The 13956-nt window shown below is 64.9% G+C and carries 10 protein-coding genes and 1 rRNA gene; 1 reads left to right on the forward strand and 10 read right to left on the reverse strand.

All coding sequences use genetic code 11. The annotated features are described in order from the left end of the window. Window positions 1-7: 7 nt before the first annotated feature. The 7 genes from murF to coq7 form a co-directional block, all read right to left on the reverse strand. Window positions 8-1414: a UDP-N-acetylmuramoyl-tripeptide--D-alanyl-D-alanine ligase gene (murF, locus tag DIE17_RS09070; protein WP_124520025.1), complete on the reverse strand. Its 1407-nt coding sequence runs from the start codon at window positions 1412-1414 to the stop codon at window positions 8-10. Beyond that, the gene (locus tag DIE17_RS09075; protein ID WP_124520027.1) at window positions 1411-2949 is read right to left on the reverse strand and encodes a UDP-N-acetylmuramoyl-L-alanyl-D-glutamate--2,6-diaminopimelate ligase; all 1539 of its coding nucleotides are present in this window, start codon (window positions 2947-2949) and stop codon (window positions 1411-1413) included. Before DIE17_RS09075 ends, murF begins: the two co-directional genes overlap by 4 nt. Next, window positions 2946-4793 (reverse strand): penicillin-binding protein 2, encoded by a 1848-nt coding sequence (locus DIE17_RS09080; protein ID WP_124520029.1) that lies wholly within the window; start codon window positions 4791-4793, stop codon window positions 2946-2948. The genes DIE17_RS09075 and DIE17_RS09080 overlap by 4 nt, the downstream gene beginning before the upstream one ends. Then, entirely contained in the window at window positions 4790-5131 is a 342-nt protein-coding gene (gene ftsL / locus DIE17_RS09085; RefSeq protein WP_044844241.1) for a cell division protein FtsL, read from the reverse strand. Before ftsL ends, DIE17_RS09080 begins: the two co-directional genes overlap by 4 nt. Further along, window positions 5128-6069: a 16S rRNA (cytosine(1402)-N(4))-methyltransferase RsmH gene (gene rsmH, locus DIE17_RS09090; protein ID WP_124520031.1), complete on the reverse strand. Its 942-nt coding sequence runs from the start codon at window positions 6067-6069 to the stop codon at window positions 5128-5130. Before rsmH ends, ftsL begins: the two co-directional genes overlap by 4 nt. Window positions 6070-6092: 23 nt before the next feature. After that, window positions 6093-6521: a division/cell wall cluster transcriptional repressor MraZ gene (gene mraZ / locus DIE17_RS09095; protein ID WP_006400450.1), complete on the reverse strand. Its 429-nt coding sequence runs from the start codon at window positions 6519-6521 to the stop codon at window positions 6093-6095. Window positions 6522-6909: 388 nt separating this feature from the next. Then, complete coding sequence (gene coq7 / locus DIE17_RS09100; RefSeq protein ID WP_059608158.1) at window positions 6910-7536, reverse strand: 2-polyprenyl-3-methyl-6-methoxy-1,4-benzoquinone monooxygenase; 627 nt, start codon at window positions 7534-7536, stop codon at window positions 6910-6912. Between the two features lie 277 nt (window positions 7537-7813). Here coq7 and DIE17_RS09105 point away from each other — a divergent pair, with 277 nt between their 5' ends. Beyond that, complete coding sequence (locus tag DIE17_RS09105) at window positions 7814-8971, forward strand: porin (RefSeq protein WP_044844243.1); 1158 nt, start codon at window positions 7814-7816, stop codon at window positions 8969-8971. Window positions 8972-9345: 374 nt separating this feature from the next. On the opposite strand, the gene DIE17_RS09110 is transcribed toward DIE17_RS09105, so the two are convergent. The 3 genes from DIE17_RS09110 to rrf form a co-directional block, all read right to left on the reverse strand. Further along, on the reverse strand, window positions 9346-11019 hold the full coding sequence (locus DIE17_RS09110) for a long-chain fatty acid--CoA ligase (RefSeq protein ID WP_124520033.1): 1674 nt from the start codon (window positions 11017-11019) through the stop codon (window positions 9346-9348). Window positions 11020-11155: 136 nt separating this feature from the next. After that, entirely contained in the window at window positions 11156-13231 is a 2076-nt protein-coding gene (locus tag DIE17_RS09115) for a molybdopterin-dependent oxidoreductase (protein ID WP_124520035.1), read from the reverse strand. A 392-nt stretch (window positions 13232-13623) separates the two neighbouring features. Next, window positions 13624-13736: ribosomal RNA gene (rrf, locus tag DIE17_RS09120) — 5S ribosomal RNA — on the reverse strand. Window positions 13737-13956: the final 220 nt, after the last annotated feature.

A 13956-nucleotide genomic window follows, 5' to 3' on the forward strand; every position in this document is an offset into this window, starting at 1 on the left:
CTTCTACTCAGTGTGCAGCGGGCACCGTGCCCGCCGCGGGTTGGTTCGTCAGCGCGTCGACCACGCGCTCCATCTTCATGTACCGCGAGCCCTTCACGAGCACCGTCGCCCGCGCGCCATAGCCCGCCGCGAGCAGCGCCGTCACCAGCGCGCCGACGTCGCCGAAGTGGCGGGCCGTCTCGCCGTACGCCGTGCACGCATCGCGCGACGCATCGCCGAGCGCGAACAGCGCATCGATGCCGCGCTCGCGCGCATACGCACCGATCTCCCGGTGAAACGCCGGGCCTTCGTCGCCGACTTCACCCATGTCGCCGATCACCAGCACGCGCGGCGCCGGATGGGCAGCAAGCACGTCGATCGCCGCACGCATCGAATCGGGGTTCGCGTTGTACGTATCGTCGACGACCGTCGCGCCCGCGAGGCTGCCGGCGATCGCCTGCTTCACCTGGAGCCGGCCCTTGACCGGTTCGAACGACTCGAGGCCCTGCTTGATCGCCGACAGTTCGACACCCGCGCCCAGCGCCGCGGCCGTCGCGGCCAGCGCGTTGCGCGCGTTGTGCTCGCCGAGCGCACGCAACCGCACCGTGACGGCGCCCGCCGGCGTGTCGATCGCGAGTTCGCCGCCGTGAAGGCGACCGACGACCTGCGCATCGTTCTGCCGTTCGGCGTCGTGCAGTGCGAAATCGAGGATCCGGTTGCCGGTCGCCGCGACGCGCCAGATGCCCGCGTACGCATCGTCGGCCGGGAACACCGCGACGCCGTCCGGCGGCAGCGCGTGGATCACGGCCGCGTGTTCGAGCGCGACGGCTTCGACCGTCGCCATGAATTCCTGGTGTTCGCGCTGCGCGTTGTTGACGAGCGCGACCGTGGGCGCGGTGAGGCGCGCCAGAACTTCGGTCTCGCCCGGGTGGTTCATGCCGATCTCGATCACTGCGAGGCGATGCGCGGTCGACAGGCGCAGCAACGTCAGCGGCAGCCCGACGTCGTTGTTCAGGTTGCCGGCCGTCGCGAGCCGCGCGTCGGTACCGACCGCCGCGGCGAAGATCGACGCGATCATTTCCTTGACGGTCGTCTTGCCGTTGCTGCCCGTCACCGCGACGAGCGGCAGCGCGAATCGTTTGCGCCAGCCGTGCGCGAGCGCGCCGAGCGCGGCACGCGTTTCGCCGCCTTCGATCGCCGGCATCGCGAGACCCGCCGGCACGTGTGCGACGAGCGCCGCCGACGCGCCGCACGCGGCCACGTCGCCGAGGAAGTCGTGCGCGTCGAAGCGCTCGCCCTTCAGCGCGACGAACAGGTCGCCAGGGCCGACCGTGCGGCTGTCCGTCGACACGCGCTCGAACGTGGTGTCCGGATCGCCGTGGACGGTGGCGCCGGGAATCAGGCGGGCGGCTTCGCCCAGACTGAGCATCGTCATTCGCCGCCTCCCTTGCCATGCGTCGCGCGTGCCGCGAGTGCGAGCCGCGCGTGATCCTGATCGGAGAACGTGCGCTTCTTGCCCATGATTTCCTGCGTTGCCTCGTGCCCCTTGCCGGCCAGCACGACGACATCCTCGCGGGCGGCGCCGCGCACGGCCTGCAGGATCGCGCTCGCGCGATCCTCGATGCGGCGTGCGCGATCGGGCGCGGTCATGCCCGCGATGACCTGGTCGATGATGCGCTGCGGATCCTCGCTGCGCGGGTTGTCGCTCGTGACGACGACTTCGTCGGCGAGCCGCTCGGCGATCGCGCCCATCAGCGGACGCTTGGTCGCATCGCGATCGCCGCCGCAGCCGAACATGCAGACGAGCCGTCCGCCGCGCGCCGCCGCGATCGGGCGCAACGCGTCGAGCGTCTTCTCGAGCGCGTCGGGCGTATGTGCATAGTCGATCACGACCAGCGGTTCATCGTTCGCCAGCCGGCCGCCAAGGCGCTGCATGCGGCCGTTGACGGACTCGAGCCGCGCAATTTCCGCGACCGCCGCGTCGAACGGCAAGTCGGCCGCGAGCAGCGAGCCGAGCACCGCGAGCAGGTTGCTGACGTTGAAGGTGCCGAGCGTGCCGACCTCGATGTCCGCGTCGCCCCACGACGAGCGCAGGCGGAATGCCGTGCCCGTGGCGGTCGCGCGCACGTCGAGCGCGACCAGCTCGCGATCGGCGTCGGCTGCGTGCACGTCGCCGATCCCGTAGGCGATCGTGCGCACGCGGCCGGCCAGCTTCTCGAGCAGGCGGCGGCCGGCTGCGTCGTCGCGATTGACGACCGCCGCGCGCAGGCCACGCCATGCGAACAGCTTCGACTTCGAGGCTTCGTACGCATCGAACGTGCCGTGATAGTCGAGGTGATCCTGCGTGAGGTTCGTGAACACGGCGATGTCGAATGCCGTGCCGTTCACGCGGCCCTGGTGCAGCGCGTGCGATGACACTTCCATCGCGACGGCCTTTGCGCCCGCGTCGTGCAGTTGCGCGAGGCTGCGCTGCAGCTGCGGCGCGTCCGGCGTCGTGAAGCCGGTCGGCACCAGCTGCCCCGGCATGCCGCTGCCGAGCGTGCCGATCAGCGCGCACGGCTGGTGCAGCGCCGTCAGCGCGGCCGCGATCCAGTGCGTGCACGACGTCTTGCCGTTGGTGCCGGTCACGCCGATGGCGAGCAGACTGTCGCTCGGGTCGCCGTACCAGCCGCTGGCGATCTCACCGGCCAGCTGGTCGAGCGCCGGCACCGCGAGTGCGACGGGTGCGACCGGCGCGGCTGCAAGGCCTTCCGGCTGATACAGCACGGCGGCCGCACCGCGGGAGACGGCCTCGGCAATGAAGGCGCGATTGTCTGCCCCGTCGACCGCATAGCCGAGAAACACGTCGCCTGCCTGCAGGCTGCGCGTGTCGGCATGCAGTTGCGCCGCGGGGGCCACATGCTGGCGCAGCCACGCAAGCGCGGCCGCGATCTGCTGATGCGCCGGATGGGAACTGCGAGCGGCGCTCATCGAACAACTCCTGGTGAATTACGTGTCGTGCTGGATACGATCATATGCTTCGCACTGCCGCCGGCGGCGAGCTTTTGCGGGCCCGTCTTGGCGGGCGTGCCCGGCGTGTCGTCGGACACGACCAGTTGCTTGATCGGCATGTTCGGCGGCACGTTCAGCGCACGCATCGTGTCGCCCGCGATCGCCGAGAATACGGGGCCCGACACCTGGCCGCCGAAGTGGCTGCCGGCGGTCGGCTCGTCGACCGACACCGCGATCACGACGCGCGGATTCGGCATCGGCGCCATCCCGACGAACGACGCGCGGTACTTGCGCGTGTAGCCGTGACCCTCATGCTTGTACGCGGTACCGCTCTTGCCGCCGACCCGATAACCCGGCACGGCCGCATCCGGCGACGTGCCGCCCGGCGCGACCACCGTCTCGAGCATCGCGCGCACTTCGCGCGCGGTGGTCGGGTTGAACACCTGCGTGCCCACGATCGGCTGATTGGGGTCGGTCTTGAAAATGGTCACGGGCATCAGCTCGCCGTCGTGCGCGATCGCCGTGTAGGCGCGTGCGAGCTGGAACAGCGACACCGACAGGCCGTAGCCGTACGACATCGTCGCCTGCTCGATGCGCCGCCAGTTCTTCCACGGACGCAGGCGGCCGGCCACCGCGCCCGGGAACCCGACCTTCGGCGCCTGACCGAGGCCGATGCTCGTATACATATTCCACATTTCCTCGGGCCGCATCGTCATCGCGATCTTCGTCGCGCCGATGTTGCTCGACTTCTGGATCACGCCGCCGACCGTCAGCGTGCCGAAACCCGCGTCGTCGGTGATCGGCGCGCCATCGAGCACGAAATGCCCGTTGCCCGTTTCGACGAGCGTGTTCGGCGTCACGCGGTGCAGGTCGAGCGCGAGCGACACCGTAAACGGCTTCATGATCGAGCCCGGCTCGAACACGTCGGTCATGATCCGGTTGCGCAACTGCTCGCCCGTCATGCGCGAACGGTCGTTCGGGTTGTAGGTCGGGTAGTTGACGAGCGCGAGCACCTCGCCGGTACGCACGTCGACCACCATCGCCGCGCCGGCCTTCGCCTTGAACTTCTCGACGGCGGCCTTCAGGTTCGCATACGCGATGTACTGGATCTTGCTGTCGATCGACAGGTCGACGTCCGTCCCGTTGTGCGGCGGGATCTGCTCGGCGACGTCCTCGACGATGTGCCCCATCCGGTCCTTGATCACGCGGCGCACGCCGGACGTGCCGGACAGCATCTTCTGGTCGCCGAGCTCGACGCCTTCCTGCCCTTCGTCCTCGACGTTCGTGAAGCCGATCAGGTGAGCAGTGATCTCGCCTTCCGGATAGAAACGCTTGTATTCGTTGCGCTGATAGACGCCGGGGATGTCGAGCGCGGCGACCTTGTCCGCGATGTCGATCGGCACCTGGCGCTTCACGTAGACGAATCCCTTGTCTTCCGACAGCTTCACGCGCAGTTCCTTCGGCGTCATGCCGAGGAGCTTGCCGAGCTGATTGACCTTGTCCGCGCCGAGATCGTCCGGCACGGCATCCGGAATCGCCCAGATCGCGCGCACGGGCAGGCTCGTCGCGAGCACGAGCCCGTTACGGTCGAGGATCTTGCCGCGCGTGGCCGGCAGCTCGATCGTGCGCTGGTAGCGGCTTTCGCCCTGCTTCTGATAGAACGCGTTGCCGGGCCCCTGGATCCAGAACGCCCGCGCGGCCAGTGCGACGAACGCCATGAACAGCAGGAACACGACGAATTTCGAGCGCCACATCGGCAGGTGCACGCCGAGCACGGGGCTCGACGAGAATTTCACGTCCTGGCGCTTTTGTGCCGGCTTCATCGCGCGCCTCCCCCGCCCTTGGCGGCCGTCTCGGCCGAAGCCGGAATCGGTGCGTCGATCGCCTTCACGGCGCCCGGCGGCAGCGTCAGGTATTGGGTGCGACCCGTCGTGATCGCCTGCATCTTCAGCGAATCGTTCGCGAGTTGCTCGATACGCGACGTCTTCGACAGCGCGCTCTGCTGATATTGAAGCTGCGCGTAGTCCTGCTGGAGCTGACGCTCCTGCGACTGCGCACGCTGCAGCTGGATGAAGATCTGGCGCTGCTGGTTCGTCGAATTGACGACCGACAGCGCGCAGCCCATCACGATGATCAGCAGGAAGATATTGAAGCGGCTCATGGCGTGACGCGCTCCGCGATGCGCATCACGGCCGACCGGGCGCGCGGATTCGCGGCAACTTCCGCTTCGCTCGGAAACTGGCGGCTGATGATCTTGAGCGGCGGGCTCGGGAGGTCGACGGCGCGGATCGGCAGGCGACGATCGACCGCAGGCGCGCTCGCGTGCGCCTGCATGAATCGCTTGACGATCCGGTCCTCGAGTGAATGAAAGCTGATGACCACCAGCCGCCCCCCTTGCTCCAGCAACGACAATGCCGTGTCTAGTACGACTTGCAGGTCCGCAAGCTCTTGATTGACGTGAATCCGTATAGCCTGAAAGGTGCGGGTTGCCGGATCCTTGCCCTTCTCACGGGTTTTGACGACGTTACCCACGATTTGGGCAAGCTCGCCCGTGGTGTCGAGAGGCCCAAGACGGTCGGACTCTGCCCGGCGAGCAACAAGCGCCTTTGCAATCTGAAAAGCAAACCGTTCTTCCCCATAATCCCGTATCACCTCCGTCAATTCCTGCACCGAAGCCCGCGCGAGCCACTCGGCCGCCGACTCGCCGCGCGTCGGATCCATTCGCATGTCCAGCGGGCCATCCGCGCGAAAGCTGAAGCCGCGCGCCGGATCGTCCACCTGCGGCGAGGACACGCCCAGGTCCAGCAACACACCCGACACCTTCTCGACGCCGCGCGCCGCAAGCGCGTCGCGCATCGATGCAAAGCTGTCATGCACGATCGAGAAGCGCGCATCCTCGATGCGCTGCGCCGTCTCGATCGCCCTCGGATCCTTGTCGAACGCGATCAGCCGGCCGGCCGCCGCCAGCCGCGCGAGCACCGCGCGGCTGTGACCGCCGCGCCCGAACGTACCGTCGACATAAATGCCGTCCGGCCGCGTCACGAGCGAATCGACCGCTTCGTCCAGAAGCACGGTCCGATGCTGCAATTCGTTTCCCATCGCGGGCGTCTCCGTCACCGCAATCAGAACGTGAAATTCTTCAGCGCGTCGGGCATGCCCTGCGCCATCGCTGCCTGCTCCTTCGCGATGTAGGTCTGCGAATCCCACAGCTCGAAGTGACTACCCATTCCCAACAACATGACTTCCTTTTCCAGTCCGGCCGCCATCCGCAGCTCGGGCGATACGAGAATCCGGCCCGCGCTGTCGAGATCGACATCCATTGCATTGCCGAGAAAGATCCGCCGCCACCAATGTGCATCCATCGGCAGCGCGGCGATCTTGGCGCGGAATACCTCCCATTCGGGGCGCGGAAACAGCAACAGGCAGCCGTCCGGGTGCTTGGTCACAGTCACCCGTCCTTCTGCCTGTCCTTGCAGCGCTTCGCGATAGCGAGCCGGCACCGACATCCGCCCTTTCGCATCGAGCGTCAGCGCCGACGCCCCTTGGAACACTTTCCGCTCTCCCGTTCAGGGCACCGAAGCACCCGCTCAACGCTCAAGAATTTAGCCCGAATAGCCCGCCAAATCACACAAAAATACACTTTCTCACACTGTCTCCCACTTTAGAGGAAGGGTTTGGCACGGTCAAGGGAGCGGCCCGGTTTTTTGACGAATTTTGTTAGTTAGAACAAGGACTTACGCGCACATGCTCATGCGGCCCCTCATACCAAAAACCGTTATAAATGAATGAGCTAGTGCAACTTGTGAAGGTGATACGTGAGAAAGGCGGGCCAGACTGGCGTGCGGACGGGGCTTTCGGGGGCGGGAAAACGCGGAAAAAACGGGCGGTATCGATGGGTGACGGAGGTGGGCGGCGTCATGCGCCGCCCACCTCCGAATGTCACAGATAGTATGCAGTGCTCGTCATGACTTTCGACGCGGCGCGCATCAGCATCCGTGCGGGCAGCGGCAGTTCGATCCCGCCGGCATCGGTCGCGGCCTTGCCGTGCTTCACCTCGTCGAGCCGCATCTGCTCGACGATCGCGCGCGACGCCGTGTCGGTCGCCGGCAGCTCGGACAGGTGCCCGTCGAGGTGGCTCTCGACCTGACGCTCCGTCTCCGCCATGAAGCCGAGGCTGACCTTGTCGCCCAGCGTGCCGGCGACGACACCGATCGCGAGCGCGCCGGCGTACCACAGCGGGTTGAGCAGGCTCGGACGCGAATCGAGTTCCTTCAGCCGGTGCGCGGTCCACGCGAGATGATCTTCCTCCTCGCGCGCGGCTTCCTCGAACATCGCCTTCGACGACGACGAGCGCGCGGTCAGCTTCTGCGCCTGATAAAGCGCCTGCGCACAGACCTCGCCGACGTGGTTCACGCGCATCAGCCCTGCGGCATGCGTGCGCTCCGCGGGGGTCAGTTCGCCGGCCGGCGGCTCCGCCGGCGCGGGCACTGGGCGGCTCATCCGGCTAATGCCGGTCAGCGATCGCAGGCCGCGATCGAATTCGCTGATCAGTTCGTCCAACACCATCCTGTTCTCCTGGCTGCGTGCGCTGCCGCGGGCGGCAACGGCACGTGCTCCGCTACGTAACCGACTTGATTATTCAGCGGAAATTGCGGTTAACCCGTGATTTTAACCATTGTTGCATAAAGGAAACATGGGAACCTTGAGCCACGGCATTTCGCTTTGTCGGAAAAATCGGCTTTGCTACATTACGTGCGACTTCTTGCGAAGTTGATGGGGCCCGTCAACACACCATAACTATCCGCCCCGCCAAAAAAATTCAGTGATTCTTGGAGATCCGTTAATGAAAAAGTCGCTTCTCGCGCTCGTCGCGCTGGGCGCGTTTGCTGGCGCTGCACATGCGCAAAGCAGCGTGACGCTTTACGGCATCATCGATGAAGGCTTCATCTTCAACAACAACGCCAAGGGCGGCCACCTGTACGGCCTGGCAAGCGGCGTGATGCAAGGCAGCCGCTTCGGCCTGCGCGGCACCGAAGATCTGGGCAGCGGCCTGAAGGCAATCTTCGTGCTCGAGAACGGTTTTGACGTCAACTCCGGCAAGCTCGGCCAGGGCGGCCTGATGTTCGGCCGCCAGGCTTACGTCGGCCTGTCGAGCCAGTACGGTACGGTCACGCTGGGTCGCCAGTACGACTCCGTCGTCGACTTCGTCGGCCCGCTCGAGGCAGGCGACCAGTGGGGCGGCTACATCGCCGCTCACCCGGGCGACCTCGACAACTTCAACAACGCTTACCGTGTGAACAACGCGGTCAAGTACACGAGCCCGACCTACGGCGGCTTCTCGTTCGGCGGCCTGTACAGCTTCGGCGGTCAAGCCGGCCAGTTCTCGAAGAACCAGGTCTGGTCGCTCGGCGCCGGTTACAACAACGGCCCGCTGGTGTTGGGTGTCGGCTACTTGAACGCACGTACGCCGGCGAACTTCGGCGGCATGTTCAATACGGGCGCGTCGGCTGCGGCGACGGCCGTGTCGTCGCCGGTCTACGGCGCGTATGCGAACAGCGCGAACACGTACCAGGTCATCGGTGCGGGCGGCGCATACACGTTCGGCGCAGCGACGATCGGCGCGACGTACTCGAACACGAAGTTCAAGGGCTTCTCGGTCGGTCCGTTCGTGAACCAGACCGCGACCTTCAACAACGGCGAAATCAACTTCAAGTATCAGTTGACCCCGGCATTGATCGTCGGTGCGGCGTACGACTACACGCAAGGCAGCAAGATCGACGGCAACTCGGCAGCCAAGTACCACCAGGGCTCGCTGGGCGTCGACTACTTCCTGTCGAAGCGCACGGACGTCTACGTGATCGGCGTGTACCAGCATGCATCGGGCAACACGCTCGACTCGGCAGGCAACGTCGTTCAGGCACATGCTTCGATCAACGGTCTCGATCCGTCGACGACCAGCAACCAGGTCGCGGCGCGTGTCGGTATCCGTCACAAGTTCTAATCAGCTTGCCTGACAAGCCGCAGCATCTTGAAGGCGCCTTCGGGCGCCTTTTCTTTTGGGGCTGCGAAGCGGTGTGCGGTGTGCGGTGTGCGGTGTGCGGTGTGCGCGGAATGATCGCCGGGTCACGCGCTCTTGGCGACGAATCGTTCGCGACGCTGACTCGACACGAACGCCACCATTTGCCGACTCCGGCGTGCAGCGAAGTGCCGCCCCGTTCGAATCGAATCGGCGGCGGGCGGCCCGACCGGGGCGCTCCGCCCGCCGCGGCGCGCCCGGACGAACGCGCGCCGTTCCGATATGGCGCGGCAGCCCTGATGCCGCACCACAAACAAAAGAGCCCGGCACAGACCGGGCTCCTTCGTTCGACTTGAGTGTTACGCGCGTCCGTCGCGCAGCTCGCGCCGCAGGATCTTGCCGACGTTCGTCTTCGGCAGCTCCGTGCGGAACTCGACGAGTTTCGGCCGCTTGTAACCGGTGAGCCGCTCCTTGCAGTACGCGAGGATGTCCTTGTCGGTCAGCGCCGGATCCTTCTTCACGACGAACAGCTTCACGGCTTCGCCCGAATGCTCGTCTGGCACGCCGACCGCCGCCACCTCGAACACGCCCGGGTGCGACGCCACCACGTCCTCGACCTCGTTCGGATACACGTTGAAACCGGATACCAGGATCATGTCCTTCTTCCGGTCGACGATTTTCACGTAACCGCGCGCGTCCATCACGCCGACGTCACCGGTCTTGAAGAAACCGTCCGCGAACATGACCTTCGCGGTTTCTTCCGGGCGGTTCCAGTAGCCGGCCATGACCTGCGGCCCGCGGATGCAGATCTCGCCCGGCTCGCCGAGCGCGACGTCGTTGCCGGCGTCGTCGCGGATGGCAATTTCGGTCGACGGCAGCGGCAGGCCGATCGTCCCGCTGTACTCGGTCGCCGTCACGGGGTTGCAGGTCGCGACCGGCGACGTTTCGGACAGGCCGTACCCTTCGATGATCGCCGTTTGGGTCTTCTCGTACCAGCGCTTCGCGACGCCTTCCTGGATCGCCATGCCACCGCCGTTGGCGATCACGAGCTTCGACAGGTCGAGCTGGTTGAATTCGGGATGGTTCAGCATTGCGTTGTACAGCGTGTTGACGGCGGGAATCGTCGAAATCTGGTATCCCTTCAGTTCCTTGATCATGCCGCCGATGTCGCGCGGATTCGGAATCAGGATGCCCATGCCGCCCGTGCGCATCGTCAGGAAGCCGCAGACCGTCAGCGCGAACACGTGATAGAGCGGCAGCGCGACTACCGTCACGAATTGCTTCACCTCCGGGTACTTCGCGTGCGCGGGATGGTGCCAGGCGCCGGCCTGCAGCACGTTCGACACGATGTTCCGGTGCAGCAGCGTCGCGCCCTTCGCGACACCCGTCGTACCGCCCGTGTACTGGAGGAACGCGACGTCGTCTGGGCCGATCTTCGGCGGCTTGAAGGTCTGCCGCGCCCCTTCGGACAGCGCGGCCTTGAAGCGCGTGAACGACGGGAGCTGCCAGGCCGGCACCATCTTCTTCACGTTGCGTACGACGTAATTGACGAGCCAGCCCTTGATGCCCAGCAGGTCGCCCATCGACGCGACCACGACATGCTTGACGTCGGTATTGGCGATAACGGCCTGCAACGTCGACGCGAAATTCTCGAGAATGACGATCGCCTCGGCCCCGCTGTCCTTCAGCTGATGTTCGAGCTCGCGCGGCGTATAGAGCGGGTTGACGTTGACGACGGTGTAGCCCGCGCGGAGCACGGCAACGATCGCCACCGGGTACTGCAGCACGTTCGGCATCATGAGCGCGACGCGTGCGCCGCGCTTCAGGCCACGCGACTGCAGCCACGCGCCGAACCGGCGTGACAGTGCATCGAGTTCGCCGTACGTGATGCTCTTGCCCATGCAGACGAACGCCTTGCGGTCGCGATACTGCCTGAAGCTCTCGTCGAGGAGATCCGGGACGGAAGGATATGGAGACGCGTCGATTTCGGCTGGAACGCCGGGTGGGTACGATTTCAGCCAAATTTTATCCATACCGCGCGTCTCCTCACTGATTTTCGAATGGTCGTGCTAAAACGCATCGTAGCGGCTCGCCCGTCCTGAGACAACAGGGTTAGATGTCCACTTCGAACTTTCGAACGCATTCGTCCGATCATATCTGGAAGTTCCGTCAAGTCCGCTCAACTTCCACCAAACAATCGTAAAAGGTCGCCGAGTTGCCGAGGTCGGTCAGCGCCTGACTCGTCACTTCGTTCGTGTTCCGACCGTCCGCCGACAATTTCTTCCACCAGATCGACAGTCCGACGACGAGCCCCGCCCGCGCGCGATCAGTCACTCTTGCGACCGCCTGCATCGATCCGCGGTCGTTGAATATGCGTACGACGTCGCCCTCCGCGATGCCGCGCGCATCGGCGTCGGCCGGGTGAATATCGAGATGCGGCTGGCCTTCCGTGCTGCGCAGGCTGTCCACGTTCACGAACGTGCTGTTCAGGAAGTGCCGGGCCGGCGGCGAAATCATCGCGAGCGGGTAGCGGGCGGCGAGTTCAGGCGCCGCCTCCGCCGATTCGAACGGCGGCAGGTAATCGGGCACCGGGTCCATGCCCATCTGCTCGAGTCGCGCGCTGTAGAATTCGCATTTGCCGGACGGTGTGCGAAAGCCGCCATTCGCGAAAGGCGCGTCCGCAACCTTGAGCTTCAGCCAGCCGGCACGCTTCAACGTCTCCCAGTCGCTGTCGAGTGCCGGATCGTCCCAGCGAAGCGCCGCCTGCGCGACCTCTTCGTCGCTGTGATAAAGCGCGGGCTCGTCCAGCCCCATGCTGCGCGCAATGCCGCGAAAGATTTCGGTGTTCGGTCGTGCGTCGCCGACCGGCGGAATCGCCGGCAGATTCGCCATCACATAGGTGTGGCCGTACGACTTGTGGACGTCGAGATGCTCGAGCTGCGTCGTGGCCGGCAACACAATGTCGGCGAAGTCGACGGTATCTGTCTTGAAGTGCTCGAGAACGACCGTGAACAGGTCTTCGCGCGCGAACCCGGCGGCGACTTTCGACGAGTCGGGGGCAACCGCAACCGGATTCGAGTTGTAGACGATCACTGCTTCGACCTTCGGCCCGAAAGTCGCGTCGCCCGGATGCAGCAGTGCATCGCCGATGGCATTCATGTTGATGATGCGCGGCAGTTTCTGCGGCCAGCCGGGCATCAGATCGGGGCGCAGCAGCGCCGCCTGATTGACCGGTGCAGATTCCGACGACGACAGCAGCAGCCCGCCGGCCCGGTCGCGCCACGCGCCCGTCAGCGCAGGCAGGCTCGCAATCGCGCGCACGGCGTTGCCGCCCCCGCGCACGCGCTGCATGCCGTAATTGAGGCGGATCGATGCCTTGCGGGTCGCGCCGTAACGACGTGCGAGTTCGATCAGTTCCGACGCCTCGATGCCGCAGATTTGCGCGACACGCTCCGGCGGATAGGACAGGGCTCGCGCCTTGAGCGCATCGAAGCCGAGCGTATGGCGTGCGATGTAGTCGTGATCGAGCAGATCCTCGGTGATCAGTACATGCATCATGCCGAGTGCGAACGCTCCGTCGGTGCCCGGTTTCAATGCGATGTGCTGATGGCATTTCTCTGCCGTCAGCGAGCGGTAGGGATCGATTGCGACGAGACGGGCGCCGCGACGCTTGGCTTCCTGCGCACGGGTCCAGAAATGCAGGCTGGAGGCGATCGGGTTGGCGCCCCAGATCAGGATCAACTCGCTTTCCTCGAAATGCTCGAGATGCATGCCGACGCTTCCGCCATACGTATAGCGCAGCCCTGCTGCGCCGGCCGCCGCGCAGATGGCCCGCTCGAGCCGGGACGCACCGAGTTTATGGAAGAACCGCTGGGCGATGCCTTCGCCCTGCACGAGCCCCATCGTTCCCGCGTAGCTGTACGGCAGGATCGCCTCCGGCGCGCGCGCGGCGATTTCGCCGAGACGACGACCGATCTCGTCGAATGCTTCGCTCCAGCTGATCGGCACGAAGCGCCCCTCCCCCTTCGCGCCCACGCGCTTGAGGGGAACAGTGAGTCGGTCGGGATGATGAACGCGGTCGGCGTATCGGCTGACTTTCGTACACAGCACGCCTTGCGTCGGCGGATGGTCGGGATCGCCCGCGACCTTGATCGCCCGACCGTTTTCGACGGTCACACGCATTGCGCACGTGTCCGGACAATCGTGCGGGCATACGGCCCGAGCTATCTGAGTGGCGGCGTTCATCGTTCTGGATGCTACTGGGGTGGAGATTCGCAAATTCTACGTGGCCACGCCGAATAAGGCGTCATTTCGCACGAGTTTCCGGCCTATTTGGCTAAAAAGCGGAGGCGGCGGATGGCGAATATCGATACGGGACGAACTTTGAAAAGTCGGTGCGACGATGTGGAGCGGGTATGAATGGTGCCAGGCCAGCGGCTTCGCCGAGTTCGCGCGAGTCGATTATTGACCGAAGATAGAAGCGAACAGGCGGGCGAATGGTCCTGGAGGATGGAAAGTGGATATGCGTTGCGGCTTGAGCAAAAAACGGGAGAGATTCGACGGCCTGAGATCGCGTATTTCTTTGCCGCAAATGCAAAAACCCCCGCCTTTTCGGGCGGGGGTTTCTGGCTTAGGGAGCCTGACGATTACCTACTTTCACACGGGAATCCGCACTATCATCGGCGTAGAGTCGTTTCACGGTCCTGTTCGGGATGGGAAGGGGTGGGACCGACTCGCTATGGTCATCAGGCAAAGAGGGTTGTCACGTTGCTTCGCAACGCGACCAATCTGGGAAGAAGCAGTAATTTTGAGTTGTGTGTATCACACACGAGAATCCAACTTGTCGCTCTGGATCTTGCGGCCGGTGCTGTCGCACGGCGCCGATCTACAAGGCAGACTTGTTATAGGATCAAGCCTTACGGGCAATTAGTATCAGTTAGCTGAACGCATTACTGCGCTTACACACCTGA

Origin of the sequence: Burkholderia sp. Bp9099 (genome assembly GCF_003857805.1) — a bacterium.
GTDB lineage: Bacteria > Pseudomonadota > Gammaproteobacteria > Burkholderiales > Burkholderiaceae > Burkholderia.

Excerpts from the sequence above, each read along its gene's own strand:
- DIE17_RS09080 (WP_124520029.1), bottom strand. The coding sequence starts at position 4,793 with ATGAAGCCGGCACAAAAGCGCCAGGACGTGAAATTCTCGTCGAGCCCC.
- rsmH (WP_124520031.1), bottom strand. The coding sequence starts at position 6,069 with ATGGGAAACGAATTGCAGCATCGGACCGTGCTTCTGGACGAAGCGGTC.
- DIE17_RS09115 (WP_124520035.1), bottom strand. The coding sequence starts at position 13,231 with ATGAACGCCGCCACTCAGATAGCTCGGGCCGTATGCCCGCACGATTGT.
- DIE17_RS09105 (WP_044844243.1), top strand. The coding sequence starts at position 7,814 with ATGAAAAAGTCGCTTCTCGCGCTCGTCGCGCTGGGCGCGTTTGCTGGC.
- ftsL (WP_044844241.1), bottom strand. The coding sequence starts at position 5,131 with ATGAGCCGCTTCAATATCTTCCTGCTGATCATCGTGATGGGCTGCGCG.
- coq7 (WP_059608158.1), bottom strand. The coding sequence starts at position 7,536 with ATGGTGTTGGACGAACTGATCAGCGAATTCGATCGCGGCCTGCGATCG.
- DIE17_RS09110 (WP_124520033.1), bottom strand. The coding sequence starts at position 11,019 with ATGGATAAAATTTGGCTGAAATCGTACCCACCCGGCGTTCCAGCCGAA.
- DIE17_RS09075 (WP_124520027.1), bottom strand. The coding sequence starts at position 2,949 with ATGAGCGCCGCTCGCAGTTCCCATCCGGCGCATCAGCAGATCGCGGCC.
- murF (WP_124520025.1), bottom strand. The coding sequence starts at position 1,414 with ATGACGATGCTCAGTCTGGGCGAAGCCGCCCGCCTGATTCCCGGCGCC.